The organism is Enhygromyxa salina (assembly GCF_000737335.2).
Lineage (GTDB): Bacteria > Myxococcota_A > Polyangia > Nannocystales > Nannocystaceae > Plesiocystis > Plesiocystis salina_C.
The window spans coordinates 1-11874 of sequence record NZ_JMCC02000031.1 but is presented as its reverse complement, the minus strand read 5'-3'; the positions used below and the strand labels follow the sequence as shown (position 1 = coordinate 11874).

Annotated in this window: 9 protein-coding genes and 1 pseudogene; 5 read left to right on the top strand and 5 right to left on the bottom strand. The window is 63.8% G+C overall.

What is annotated here, in order from left to right; all coding sequences use genetic code 11:
* Positions 1 to 595 precede the first annotated feature (595 nt).
* A complete protein-coding gene (locus tag DB30_RS13445) occupies positions 596 to 850 on the top strand; it encodes a hypothetical protein (protein ID WP_052548825.1) in 255 nt (84 codons plus the stop codon).
* A gap of 202 nt (positions 851 to 1052) precedes the next feature.
* Here the strand turns inward: DB30_RS13445 and DB30_RS41405 are convergent, their stop codons facing one another.
* Together DB30_RS41405 and DB30_RS41400 are read right to left on the bottom strand one after the other, a co-directional pair.
* Positions 1053 to 1886, bottom strand: coding sequence for a hypothetical protein (locus DB30_RS41405; protein WP_205632974.1), 834 nt, complete (start codon positions 1884 to 1886; stop codon positions 1053 to 1055).
* A gap of 51 nt (positions 1887 to 1937) precedes the next feature.
* Positions 1938 to 2567 (bottom strand): hypothetical protein, encoded by a 630-nt coding sequence (locus DB30_RS41400; RefSeq protein WP_205632973.1) that lies wholly within the window; start codon positions 2565 to 2567, stop codon positions 1938 to 1940.
* Positions 2568 to 2724: 157 nt separating this feature from the next.
* Between DB30_RS41400 and DB30_RS13435 the strand changes: the two genes are divergently transcribed.
* Complete coding sequence (locus DB30_RS13435; protein ID WP_052548824.1) at positions 2725 to 3618, top strand: hypothetical protein; 894 nt, start codon at positions 2725 to 2727, stop codon at positions 3616 to 3618.
* Positions 3619 to 3679: 61 nt separating this feature from the next.
* Here the strand turns inward: DB30_RS13435 and DB30_RS13430 are convergent, their stop codons facing one another.
* Together DB30_RS13430 and DB30_RS13425 are read right to left on the bottom strand one after the other, a co-directional pair.
* Positions 3680 to 4975, bottom strand: a complete 1296-nt coding sequence (locus DB30_RS13430) for a CHAT domain-containing protein (RefSeq protein ID WP_052548823.1) — start codon at positions 4973 to 4975, stop codon at positions 3680 to 3682.
* On the bottom strand, positions 4972 to 6435 hold the full coding sequence (locus DB30_RS13425) for a hypothetical protein (protein WP_165703747.1): 1464 nt from the start codon (positions 6433 to 6435) through the stop codon (positions 4972 to 4974). Before DB30_RS13425 ends, DB30_RS13430 begins: the two co-directional genes overlap by 4 nt.
* Here DB30_RS13425 and DB30_RS43090 point away from each other — a divergent pair.
* Positions 6374 to 7273, top strand: a pseudogene (locus tag DB30_RS43090) (CHAT domain-containing protein); the annotation flags it as partial. The gene DB30_RS13425 and the pseudogene DB30_RS43090 sit on opposite strands and share 62 nt — an antisense overlap.
* A 273-nt stretch (positions 7274 to 7546) precedes the next feature.
* The gene (locus DB30_RS13420) at positions 7547 to 9856 is read left to right on the top strand and encodes a hypothetical protein (protein ID WP_240480225.1); all 2310 of its coding nucleotides are present in this window, start codon (positions 7547 to 7549) and stop codon (positions 9854 to 9856) included.
* On the opposite strand, the gene DB30_RS13415 is transcribed toward DB30_RS13420, so the two are convergent.
* Positions 9843 to 11282, bottom strand: coding sequence for a hypothetical protein (locus DB30_RS13415; RefSeq protein ID WP_165703749.1), 1440 nt, complete (start codon positions 11280 to 11282; stop codon positions 9843 to 9845). The genes DB30_RS13420 and DB30_RS13415 overlap by 14 nt on opposite strands.
* A 241-nt stretch (positions 11283 to 11523) precedes the next feature.
* Between DB30_RS13415 and DB30_RS43085 the strand changes: the two genes are divergently transcribed.
* A complete protein-coding gene (locus DB30_RS43085; RefSeq protein ID WP_420870664.1) occupies positions 11524 to 11859 on the top strand; it encodes a helix-turn-helix domain-containing protein in 336 nt (111 codons plus the stop codon).
* Positions 11860 to 11874: the final 15 nt, after the last annotated feature.

Here is an 11874-nt window from a genome sequence, read left to right as displayed (position 1 = left end):
TGAGGTCGCTTCGGATGAGCGACAGAGGCCGTGAACGTCAGTCCGCCGACGACTGGTGGCGTGGAGGAGCCGTGGTCCCGCACGAATCGGGAGCCGAGTGTCTCGTCACAGCGAGACACCGATTGGGTCGTGGTTTTAGGGGTCTGCGTGCATGCCGAGGTCTACATGCTCGACGGTCTGAGGCGGAGCCTCGCTAATGCCGCACACCCTAAGTTCGTTCCGGGTTAGGTGCGGAGCTGAGGCCCAAGGGCGAGGAGCGGCGACGACGCTGTACCGGGCGTACTGCTAGGGCTGGGAGCTCCGACGGGGTGCGGAGAACCGCAATGATGGCGCGGCTTTGGCCCGCATCCCGTCGGAATGATTGGGGTTTCGTTGATCCCGTGCTGTCCCGTCTCGTTCCGGTCAGAGGAGCCCCGGCGTGCAGGGTCACAGCACGCTCGCAGCACATGCGGCCGAGAGGCCAGCGGGAGGTCAGCCACCATCCGCAATCCCGCAATCCCACAAGAGAAGGTGGCCCAGGTCCCGGACGCCTCGCTGACTCACGGCTCACGCATGAGGTCTGCAAAGCCAGACCACGACGGCCGAGTAGCTGGTCGTGGCTGCTCCCTCACCGTGCCCGGCGACTCCGCGTCGAGATGACTACGAGCGCTGCCGGCCCGACGAGACGCTGCTGTACCACCTCATCGAGGAACACTGGCCGACCTTCCTCGAGCGGGCCGAGCAATCCGGCGGCTTGCCTGACTTCATCGTCGAGGAGTTCGAGGCGTACCTGACCGACGACATATATTTTTGCCGGTCGTGTTGCCTCATCCAAAAATGTTACCCGAGGGTAATTGACGCACAACCTTGAATTTCATGGAAACCATGACGGAAGCCAGCGTAGCGTAGATGCTCGTCGAACCACATCGCCGCGGGGCGGCGCACCCATCCCGACGGCCGCGGTGAGCAACCAGGCCCCGGCCAACCAAAAGCGAGTGACTTCAGCGAAGCCGATCTCGAGTGACGTCGGCGAGGCGTGGCTCGAGCAAACCCCGCGAAGCCGATCACCCAACTCAGCTGGCGAGGTTGATGCGGTGAAGCGCGAGCTGCTCAGCCGGCACGAGGACGAGCTCTCGCGCGACTTGGCGTCGCCACTTCTGGACGCGCCGCCGGAGGGTTCGCAGCTGCCCCGATTTGAAGTCGTTCGGGCGTTGCGCTCGAAGCCTCTCGAACGCCAGCTTTGCGGTGAGATCCGGTTCGAGCTCGAGCCACGCCTTGACTTCGGACCAGACGTGTTCGAACGGATCCTTGCGTGTCCTCCATGTCCGTGGTGGTCGCGGCTCTTGCTTGTGAGTGGCTCGGATCTCTCCGAGCTTCCACAGTTGAGAAAGCGATCCGAGGAACACGTCGAGCTCATGCTCGTCACTCGCGGCTCGAGTCGTCGCCTCGCCGGCGAGTTGCGACTGGGCGTCTCGGATGATCATCAGCAGACGAACCGGGTCGAGCTCGGTCACGAGTTGTTCGAGTCGAGCGGTGACCTGATCATCGATCTGTGAATGCGCTCGGAGTCGCTGAGCAGGCGAGGTAGGCGGGTAGTAGACCTTTTTGATCTTCGAGCCGACGCGCTCCTTCGACTTCAGCTTGAACGACGGCTGGAAGATGTTGACGTAGAGCCGGGCAGCCGCGTACAGACGGGCGAGAATCTTGGCGTGGGCGACACCCTCGAAACGCTCGTAGCCAACGAGGTGCCTGACCACCGCGCCGTTCTTCTGCTCGATCCAAGCCTGATCATTCTTCTTGCGAGGCCGTCCTCGGGTGAACTCGATCCCCGTGCGCGCGCAGTACTGGATCACGACGTCGTTGATGAACGCGCTGTCGTTGTCGGTGTCGATCACCAGCATCGGCATCGGCAGATGAGCGCGGACCTGCTCGAGGGCCTCGACGACCAGCTCCTGATCTCAGGCAAGGAGTGGGACGGCCTCGGTCCAGCCTGAAGCGATGTCGGTCAGGACGAGCGAGTGGATGAAGCGGCCCGCCGCCGAGCCCCCGCCATGCACGACGAAATCGATCTCGAAGAACCCTGGCGGCGGATCGCTCCAGTCCGCGAAGGTCCGCACGGGCACGCTCGCCTTGACCGACGCCGCCGAGGACACGCGCTTGCGGTGGCCAAGTTTTTTTCGCCCGGCCCTCGCCGGTATGAGGGCACGGTCGATCGTCGCTGCGCTCATGCCGAGCAGTTGTTCGCGGATGTCGTCGGCGAGATCGATGTGTCCGTGATGCTCCATCGCGGTGAGCAGCTCGGGGATCGCCGCGCGGAGTCGCCTACCACAGACTCGGTCCGACGCCTCCCAGAGCACGAGAAGCACCGCTCGCACCGCGTCGTCATAGACTCGGCGGCCCCGCTTCGGGTTGTTGGTCTTCGGCTGCCACCGGTTCAAGACACGCGTTGCGTGCTTACGGTGATGCCCGGTCAACTGGACGAACTCGTCCAAGATCCGGCCCTTCTTGTCCCGGTCCGCCGCTTCGTAGCGGGTCACGAGACTCTCGAGCAGCTCGTCCCTGGTGTCGGTGGTGATCCGTTTGCTCATCGTCCGTGCTCCACTTGGTGCTCGGTAACAATTTTGGTGAGGCAACGGAGGCCCGCCCGGTAACAATTTTCGTGAGTCAATGCGACCGGAAAATTTAATTGACGTCGAACACCCTTGCAAAAAACGCGGATTCTGCCCGTCATGCACGGGCCGGCGCATGGCTGACGTCGCGGCCCACCTCGGCGACGAGGTGTTCCCGGCGGTCCCCGTTCGTCAGTGGGTCTGCTCGCTGCCGCGGTGGCTCCGCTACGCGATGGGCTACGACCGAAAGCTGTGCGCTGACGTGCTCGACGCGTTCATCGTCTCCTCTCGTTGCGTCGCTTCGTCGCCGAGCGAAGCCGCAACTTGGCCTGTGCTCGGTCGAGGACGCGCTGTTCGGTGCGATCACCTTCATCCAGCGCTTCAGCGCGCCGACTCCTCGCTGCGGCTGAGCGTGCACATTCATTTCCTGGTGCTCTATGGCGTGTACGTGAGGGACGACGAGGGCGAACTGCGTTTCCACTCCCTCGGCGCCCCCACCAGCCGACAGCTCACCGAAGTTGCGAAGTGGACCCCCGAGCGACTCGGTCGTGTGCTCGAACGTCACGGCCGCTCATTCGACGAGCTCGCTTGCGAGGATGCGCCCGAGCTGCTCGCGCAGGAGCAGCCGGCCCTGGCCTCATGTTACCGGGCCTCGGTCGCCGACCGGAAGCGGTTGGGAGATGCACCGGGGCAGCAGACCCGCAAGCTCGTGCATCCTGTCCGACGGCTCGCCAAACCCAACGAGGCGCTCGCCGAAGTCGGTGGCGTCAACGTGCACGCGGGCGCGGCCGTGCCCAACGAGGCGCTCGCCGAAGTCGGTAGCGTCAACGTGCACGCGGGCGCGGCCGTGCCCGGTCGCGCCGAAGTGACCATGACGACGCGTGCCCCGCCGGGTGACGATGTCGACGCAGACGGGGGCGCGTTGGCCGGCTCGTTCGTCTGTAAGACGGAACCCACTCCCCAAGCAGCACATGCGCTGGATCATGGAAGGGCTATTGCTCGTGGCATGGTGGTTACGGGGTGCGGCTGACTTCCAAAGCTGAGCCAGGCGTCGTGCGCCCTGACCCACGAGCGACCCGGCGAATCGATGTTCACGTTGGCGGGCGAGATCGGTGCATCGAGAGTTCGTTGATGCGTGCGTCGAGTCGCGCACGTACCCGCGTATCGGTGCCGTCGTGCAGAGCAGCTCGAAGTGATCGGAGAGTTTCGAGTTCGGCGAACGTCCGCGGATTTGTGGATTTGATCACACGTGTCGGACCTACGCGTCGGTACAAAACTGGCAGCGTCCAGTGTTTCCAGCGTCCAGTGTGAGAACCAGACACAGCGTCGAGCATGCGTTCTCGCGACCCGCGCGCGACAGCCTCGAAACACAGTTCCTTGTCGGTGAGGCCAGAGGCGACGATCTCGAGGGCCGCCGAAAATAGTCCTCCGGCGTAGGCATGGGCGTGACGTTCTTCGACGGCCTCGCGCATCCCGATGACGGCCGGCACGCCGCGAACGACGAGGGACTGCGCCATGGCCGCGACGCCTGTGGCTGCTTCCGCGCTGTGGCAACTGTTGAAGGATGCCAGCCACAATGTGTCGACCAGGGGATACAGCTGCTCCGTCGTGACGCAAAGTGGCGCGCGGTCGCTCGTGCTCGAAAGTCGGTTGTCGATGCTCAAAAATCGGCGTGTGCCATGAGCGAACACATGCAAAAGCTGCGGTTGATGGCGTTGAAGTCCAGCGAGGAGTTCTCCGGCGGTCATCGGCATCGCGTGGGTTGTGACAGCTACACGACGAAAGGTCTCGGTCTCGGCCACTATACCAAGCGCTGGATCGCAACACCACAACTGCACATCGAGTGGGATCGTCGTTGTCTCGAGGGCGCCTCGAATCTTCGCCCATTGCTGCTCGATGGTACGATTGGCAGCGCCGAGGATGATCGCAACACGGAGCCTTCCGTCATACTCGCGGACGATCTTGTCGTTCGTGCCGTGAAGGACGCGTGCGATCTGCCAGCGCGGATCGAGGGCCAAAAATCGCTCGTGGGGGGCGCAGATGGTCTCCCAGGGGAGCTTGTCAGCGGTCACGCTGTCGAACTGCAAATGTAGAAAACAGTCGGATTCAATTCGTTCGAGCGCATTCGATATCTGCGTTGCCACGGTCTCATGAGCGGTGAGGGCTCCGTAGAGGCACTCGCCGGTGGCCTGAACGATCCCGGCCTCGGATGACTCATGTTGCTCGAGTCGTGCGAACGCGGCGAGTGGCGCCTTTTGCTCGTCGAGTTCGAGCTCGCGGAGCTTATTACCACCACTCGCGTTGGGCGCCTCGAGCCAGAAAAAGCGCGGGTGTTCGTCCCCGAAGGAGTCACGAACGATGATGTGTATGCGTCGGCTCTCCCTCATCGCTCGCCCTCTGCAGGTCCCGCGTCACGAAGCAGGCCGTCGACAAACTCAATCGCGGCCTCCACTCCTGCGGCTCGCGCGATGTCACCGCGCGCGTGAAGGTCCGCGAGCCGAACTCGGGCATGATCGAGGGCGAGCTGATTGGCTTGCCCCACGACCTGACTCTGGCTTGCTGAACCAGCAGTGTCGAACCTGTCAAATATCGATGAGGGCGCGCGCGTGATTGCCCGATGCAGCGACCTATCGGTCAAGTACGAGAAATCACCCCCAAATGCCAGCGGTGTGCGCAGCGCCGCGAAACCGAGCACCCGGGCGGGGCTGCAGTAGAGCGATAGATCGGTGCGTGATGGCGCCTCCGCCGGTCCCGGCGAGAGCAAGAATTCGAATGCCGCCTCGAGCGAACGCGGACGTGTCGGGGCATCGTAGGAAAATACCGGGCCCGGCCAAATTCGGCTCATTTCGTGAGCGAGTTGCCTCAACCCGTTGACGGCATCGGGACCGACGCGCCCCAACCCCAACCCCAATGAGCCGAGCCCCCGCAAGAATACCGATAGTTCTTCACCGCCGACGAGCGACGCCGCTTCATGCCCATCGCTCGAAAGTGGTTCGAGCGCGAGCGAGCCTCGATCGTAGAGTGACCACCCCGAGCAGATGAAGTGCACGAGATGGATCAACTCGCCAGATAGGCGCTCGTGCATCCACCGCAGCCAGATGTTTCGCCGCCCGGGCATCGACGATTCATCTGTCGACATGGATCGAGGATCATGCACGACGATCGTCGACGCGCGCGGGCGTGAATCCTCGAGCATCTCGAATGCTTCGGAGCTGACGAAAACGTGGACCTTGCACCCGCCGACCTGGGTGAGAATCGCTAGTAGATCGTTCACCATGCGGACGACAGAGCGAGGTCCCTGGTCCCGCTGCGCGCTGACGCACAATGCGATGGTCGGTGTGTGCGTGGCAAACCGCGGACCGATGTCGACCCTGGCTTTACGAAGCACCGGGCCCTTGATGGCGAACAGCCCTTCCCAAGCGTGGGCGGCGAGCGTCTCGCTCGAGAACGACAGCCAGATCGGTTCGTCGTACCACAGGCGGTGACTGATGCAGCGTTCCCCGAGCTGGGTGGTCGCTGGATCTGTGCCCGCGGTGATCGTCGCTTCGGAAGCCAGATGCGCGAACAGAGGCTGCTGGCCGCGCCGAAGCGCGAACCGAATTTGCCCCTCGGAGCCTTGCTCGTATCCGAGTTCGAGTTCGAGTCGTGGTGGAGCTGCCTCGGTTTGCTCGCCGTGTTCTGACATCGCCGCGTGTTTGGGTGCGACCCTGGAGATCTTCGAGGATAGCCCGCCACCGACTCGGCCCGCAAGATTCTGCTGCACAAACGTGTAAAGATCGGGCAAGATGATCGGCGTGTTTGACCAAGAGATCCTGCTCGACGATGACGGGGGCTCGCTGTTGCTCATCCGCGGCCGCGACGGCGAAGTCCTTGATCGCCATCCTCCCATCGACGGTGGGCTCCTCCGGCTGGTCACAGATCTGAGCTGGTATTTCGAGCTATATCCGTTGTGTCCCCACGGTCTGAACGCTCGAGCGAGGCTGTTCGAGGCACGGCTCCAGGACGTGTCCACGTGGTTGGCGGAGCGGCTCGCCGCGGTTCAGGCTGAGCTTGGCGCTCCGGGCGAAGGCGTACTGACCATAGCGAGCAACGATCCGCTGATCAGAAGCTTTCCCTGGGAGCTCGCCGAGCAATTTGGCGTCATGGTGCGCCGCCGCCCTCGTGCCCTTGCCTCGCGTCCTCGCTGCCCGGATCTCGCGCCGGGAGGGTGTGTGCTCGTCGTTGTTGCTCGCCCACGCGATATGGAGTTCTTCGACCACCGCGAGAGCGTGCGGACGCTGCTCGACCAGGCCGAGGGCACCGGATTCGCGGTAGAGGTTCTCGCTGAGCCGAGCTACGACGAACTCAAACGCCGCCTTGCGGACGGGGCCGCGCCACCAGTCCAGATCCTGCATTTCGATGGTCACGGGCAGTGGGACGATAATACGGATCGGGGGCACATCGTGCTCGAGGACTACAGCGGTAAATCCGACCGCATCGACACACATGCGCTCGCGCAGTTGTTGACGAGCCGAGATATGCTCGTCGTGTTCGAAGCCTGCTCGACGTTGCGTCCAACTGGGGATCCGACCACTGAGTTATCGGGCCTCGATGTCGCCGCCGTCCTTGGAATGCCCTGGGCCGCATCGCCCGCAACGACCCGTCGGTTTTTTCACAGCTTCTATCATGCGCTGTTCTCGGAGCAGACGATTGCCTCCGCGACCAAAACCGCACGCGCACAGATGCGGGAGTCGTCTACGTACGTGGACGATCCAACCGAGACGCGCGAGCCTTTCGAATTGAAGGACTGGTTTCTTCCGGTCCTCTACCAACGAGGGCCAGATCGCGCGTTGTGTGGCCATGCGCGGCCATCGACGACGAACGCCAGGACTGAGGACCTTGCGTTCTGCGGGCGCGCCCATGATCTCTGGAACCTCGAGCGAGTCCTGGGTTTTGCACCTCTGGTCGCGCTCTCGGGCATGATCGGCGAGGGCAAAAAGGCGATCGCTAGCGAGTTGGCATTGTGGCTTCGCCGGCTTGGGCGCGTCGACTTCGTGATACCGCTCCTGCGCGAGCACCTCGAGCCCGAGCGCTTGGCTGCGCTATTACGGCGCGTCGACGATCGCTCGGGGCACTCGGGGTCCCGGATCTTGTTCTTGATCGGTGACCTTCAGCCGACGATGATCTTTGGCGACGACGAAGAAGCCAGCCCAGCCAAGCGGGCGCTGAACGATCTTGCTCGGCTGTTGGTCGCGGACCGAGGACACTTGGCGATCATCACGAGTTGGTGGACCGATTTGGCGGAGGTGTTTGCCCCGACGATCCCCGAGACCCCAGTCTGGCCGATCCATCCGCTCTCACGTGCGGACGCGGTGACTTTGGTCCGCGCATTGTGTGCGACCGACCTGACGACCGAGACCTGTGAGTTGGTCGCCGAGGCGCTGGGGTTCCATGCCGCGACACTCGTTCACCTCGGCCCGACGCTCGTCGAGCAGCTAGACCTTCAGGCCGACCCACACGACGAGGTCCTGCGCGCGAGCTGGAGCTTGAGCGCGCCCATGCAAGCTGCCGTGGACAAGCTCATGGCTGTAGATTTCGCCACCTACCTCGAACCCATCTTGCGGCGGCGAGGGCTGCTGGTCGCGCTGGCCAGGCACGAGCACCGCGGTCATCCACTGCAGCTACTCGGGGGCTCGGCGCTCGGGCCCACGAAACAGGCGTTGGAGTCTCTCGCTTCCCTCGCCTTCGTGCTTGAGCTGACCGGCCTGCTCCGGGTGTTGACTGGCCCAAACCTCGTCGATCTAGATGAACAGGAGGAGGAGTCCATGGCGGGCGTGCCGAATACGCTGTGGATACCCGTTCGCGTTCATCCAGGGTTGACCTTCCTGGCCCGCCGTCGGCTCTCGGCGGCAGCGTTGTTCCAGACCGCGAGCGCGCACGTCCGCGGGACCGCACGTGCGGCGCTGGTGCTCTACGATCCGGTGCTCCCGGGCGAGACCTCGAACCACCTGCGCGAGACCGTCGGACAGCACATGCGACTGGCCACGCGTCTCAATGCCCGTCGTGCGCTGTGGTGCGCCGTCCGCTACGGTCTCGAGTTTCCGTTGTGCCCGCTCTACATTCTCGTCGACAGGTATGCTCGACGCAGCAGCGCCGAGTACGAATATGGCCTCGCGCAAGAGCGACGGTGGGCTAGCGAGCTGTGTGCGCCTATCTTTGCCCAGATCCGCGATCGCGCTGCTCTGGCGTGGGCGGAGGAAGAGGCTGGAGCGCTGCTGCTCGCGCTCGAGTGGCGGGCCGACAACGGCTGCCAACCCGAAGTCATCGATGACCTGCGCAGCCTCGTGTCGTCGCTCGAGTTGCGCACAGCCGACGGTGCACCTCGATCGATCGTGTTGCTGGTGAGCGCTTGTGCGTTGTTGTCGATGGCCCTCGGTCACCGCGGTCGCTTCCTCGACGGGCTCGAGGTGATCGAGCGTGGCTTGGCGACCGCTGCCCGGCTCGATCAGGCGAACGATGAGCGGGTCGCAGACCTTCGTGCGTGCCTGTTGGGGAGCCGTGCTCAGGCGCTCGGTTTTCTCGGCCGAGCGCGCAGCCAGATTGACGACGCGCTCGAGCATGCCGAGCGCGCAGCACGAGACTGTCCATCCCACGAACAACGCGCAGTCGTGACGGCTCAGGGGGCGTCGATGAGGCTCAGGTTCGGAGACCCCGAGCAGCTTGGTATGCTCGCGTCCGCGCGGGGCCTCCCCGACGATCGCACACGGGCCAACATCAACCGCGAACTGGGCGGAAGCCTCATCGAGGCCGCGCGCGAGACGAGGAACCCCGCGGCTCTCGATCAAGCGCAGCGTTGTCTGACCGACGCCATGGCCAGCTTCATCGAACTTTGTGACATCGGCAACGCGGGTCTGTGTGGACTGGGCTTGGCCGCGATCGCGCGTATCGAGAAGCGTTGGACTGACGCGTTGCTGCTCTACGCGTGGGCGCAGGCCCAGTTCCACGAGTGCGGTCGCGTGCGGGATGAGATCCGAACGCGGTGCTTCGTCGCCGACCTGCTGATGGAGTCCGTCGACGGGGGCGACGCGGATGCTGATGAAGCGGCCCTCGCTGGTGTTCGAAAGCAGCTCAACCGAGCCGTCGAACTTGGCGAAGACGTGCAGGCGCCCGAGGCCGCTTGGCCGCTCGAGCTGCTCGCCAGGCTCAATCGCCGGCTTGGATTCAATCGAATCGCAGCTCGACAGGAGGCCCGAGCGCGTGAGATCCAGGACTTTTTCACTCTGGGCTGACTTCGGGCGCCAACGTGACGGTCGGATCACCAAGAACGACCATGCTCGATCGATCGATGGCAGTCAGGCGCAGCGCAAGCGCGAGTCCCAAGTCACCGTTTCCGTTGTTGTAGTCCCTCAGAGTTTGCTCGTACAATGTGTGCAGAATCAGCGCATCGTGAAAGGAGCGCCTGAAGGCCATCGCTACTGGCCGGAGTCGGTAGAGTTCGTCGGTCAGGGCGTGCGTCAATGCACCTGTGAGCGGCTGACTGGTCTCGCGCTCGCGCAAGCTCCAATCGAAGGTCGGCTGAACGTGGCCGACAAACGCCCGCAGGGGACGTTCGGCGGCGAGCAGCGCTCGCGGTAGCGGTGCGCAGTGGTCTCCGAGGGCGGCTATCCCCTCGAGCATCCGATCGAGTTGCCGATCTTTTGCGACCAGTCCCGCATAGCGGTTGCGGCCTTCGCTGCCAGCCGAGCAACACGCATGCGCGTACCAAATCGCGCCTTCGGGCGACCAAGCGGTGAGCAGGGCTGCCGTCTCGAGCTTTTCCCTGTTGGCATCCACGAGCGTTCCCAGGCTCGCGCCGGTGAGCTCATGGTTATCTGCTGGGTTGGTGTACCCGTGACTCGTGGTCACGATAAGACCTGGGGCGAGCATGGCGAGCGTGGACATCAGGGCCGCGACATCGGCGGTGTCGTCGCGGCCATCCATGAAACACAGACCCGCACCGAGCTCTGGGCCAGTGCGCAGGCCCTCGACCACCGGCACGGCGATCGTGTCCCGCGCGAGTCGGCCAAGATCCGTCGAACCGTTGAACGCGCTCCACACCAGCGAAGCGTCCGGTCGAGCCTTGGCGTCGGACCAGTCGTCGATCAGCGCTGACACATAGTTGTCAATCCCGGCATTGCTCAAATCGAGGCGGCCCACAAGCATCGCTCCGTTCAGCACGAACTGCAGCGACCACGGGATCCGCTTCGGCGAGGCACAGATCAACAGGTACTCGGGGATTTTACCAATTCCGACGCCGCGCGAGGAACCAACGATCGACAGGTCCTCATGACGACCGTCGGGATAGTACCGGCGAAGGCGATGATATCGGCCGGTGAAGCTCGGATGCCAACGAAACAGTGGCGGCGTCTGGACGCGGCCATTGTTTGGTTGGCTGCGGTGTTCGAACAATCGTTGGATGGGCTCTGGGGCGTCTTCGACTCGGCCGGCGGCGGCCTCGTCGAGGTCCTCGCCGTAGGGCAGGATTAGTCCCCAGCCGACGTCTGGGTCCCGCCAATCTCCGCGTTCGGGCGGCTTCGACAGCGCCATGAACCGACGCGGGGGAACCGGGATGCCGTCGCCAAGTACCCAGCGTCGCCAATCCACGTCGAGCGTCGACTCGCAGGGGTCGGTCCTGCCTCCCCACGCGTTGATACTCAGCTTGGCTGGCCAATTCATGATGTCCGGGCCGACTCCCCCCGTGCATGGTAGCTCTGTTCGCCTGTCGAGTAAGCGACTCGTTGGTGGCGATGCCGACTCTAGGCGCAGGCTAGTGCATCAGGTCTGAAGTCCGATCCGAGTTTCGCGCGGCACTGAGACCCAAGCGGGCCTCCGCTCGGGCGGGCGAGACGCCTGGCGGGATGCAGAGGAGTCGTCCATCACCTGATCCACGGCGACGTCGTCGGGAAACTAGATCCGCGTGACCCGTGGGCCGACAGTCAGGAAGCTCTCGATCCAGCGCCGGACTCGCCGAGACCTCAAGTTGCTCGCGCGTCGGCAACGAGCGCCGTACGTGATCATCGTACGCGCGAGGATCGTGCTGCTGGCCAGCCAGGGCGTGGGGACCGAAGAGATAGCGCGACGACTGAGTGTCAGCTCACGGACCGTCCGAAAATGGAAGGCACGGTTCGCGGACGATGTCCACATGGACAACCTCGAGGATCGAGAGCGCTCAGGGCGACCTAATTTGATCAAGACCGAAATACGATGCCGTCTTGATCGACGACATTTATTTTTGCCGGTCGACGACAACTAAAACTGCCGGTGCAGG

Bases quoted from the DNA above. Each gene is read 5' to 3' on its own strand.
- DB30_RS41405 (WP_205632974.1), bottom strand. From the start codon at position 1,886: ATGCCGATGCTGGTGATCGACACCGACAACGACAGCGCGTTCATCAAC.
- DB30_RS41400 (WP_205632973.1), bottom strand. From the start codon at position 2,567: ATGAGCAAACGGATCACCACCGACACCAGGGACGAGCTGCTCGAGAGT.
- DB30_RS13435 (WP_052548824.1), top strand. From the start codon at position 2,725: ATGGCTGACGTCGCGGCCCACCTCGGCGACGAGGTGTTCCCGGCGGTC.
- DB30_RS13430 (WP_052548823.1), bottom strand. From the start codon at position 4,975: ATGAGGGAGAGCCGACGCATACACATCATCGTTCGTGACTCCTTCGGG.
- DB30_RS13425 (WP_165703747.1), bottom strand. From the start codon at position 6,435: ATGAGCAACAGCGAGCCCCCGTCATCGTCGAGCAGGATCTCTTGGTCA.
- DB30_RS13420 (WP_240480225.1), top strand. From the start codon at position 7,547: ATGATCGGCGAGGGCAAAAAGGCGATCGCTAGCGAGTTGGCATTGTGG.
- DB30_RS13415 (WP_165703749.1), bottom strand. From the start codon at position 11,282: ATGAATTGGCCAGCCAAGCTGAGTATCAACGCGTGGGGAGGCAGGACC.